The organism is Pseudomonas sp. 3A(2025), assembly GCF_054589175.1.
In genome coordinates, this window is record NZ_BAAILM010000113.1 from 555876 (window position 1) to 556776 (window position 901).

Genomic DNA, 901 nt, shown 5'->3' on the forward strand with positions numbered 1-901 from the left:
TCTGCGTAACGTGGCACCTCCTGTCTGGAGGCTGCCCATGTCCGTCGTTCGCACTGCCCTCATCGTTTCCCTGTTGCCCCTGTTCGCCGGTTGCCAATGGCTGGGCCTGCAAACGCCTGCGCCTGCCAAGGTGTCCACGGCCAGCATGGTTCGCATGCAGGGCGATCTCACCGGTGAAGCCGGAAAGCTGCTGTTCGAGCCCTGCCATGAGCGACGCCGCTATGTGGTGCTCGATCGCGGTGCCACCGGCATTCTCCAGGAGGCGGCCGGCCTGGCAGACAGCCAGAACAGGGTATTCGCCGACCTGCGCGGCCACTTCACTGCCAGCAAGGCGGCCGGCAGCGATGGCCAGCTCGATCTGCACCAGGTGTACCGCATAGAACGCACAGGTACAGCGTGTGAAGACCCCAACTTCAAACGCCTGACCCTGCATGCCGAAGGTCTTGACCCTGCGTGGAACGTCAATGTCAGCGGCAAAGGCATGATCATCGAGGTACAGGACCAGCCGCCTGTCGCCCTGCCCTACCTTGAGGAGCAACTGCCGGACGGGCGCTTCAACCTCAGCAGCGAAGCCAACGGCCAGCGTGTCGAGCTGTGGGTCGCGCCGCAGCGCTGCGTCGACAGCAAGACCGGCGCGGTGCGCCATCTGAGTGCCGAGTTGAGCATCAACGGCAAAGCCGTGCGCGGTTGCGGATACTACGGCGGCTCGCGCAACGATTAAAGCCGTAACATCTGGCTCCGGTTGCCGCTTATAATGCCCGGTTCTTGTAGTGCTGCCGGGCTGAACCTGCGGCCCGGAAACTGGACCTTTTGAATGTTACGAATCAACGAACTCAAGCTGCCCCTCGATCACCCCGAAGAGGCGCTGCGCAGCGCCCTGCTGGAGCGCCTGGGCATCGAC

The 901-nt window shown here is 63.4% G+C and carries 1 protein-coding gene; it reads left to right on the plus strand.

Annotated features, from left to right (window positions below; translation table 11 throughout):
* Positions 1-37 precede the first annotated feature (37 nt).
* Positions 38-721 carry a COG3650 family protein gene (locus ACYP2A_RS29160; protein ID WP_459749390.1) on the plus strand — a complete coding sequence of 228 codons (684 nt, stop codon included), beginning with the start codon at positions 38-40 and terminating at the stop codon, positions 719-721.
* Positions 722-901: the final 180 nt, after the last annotated feature.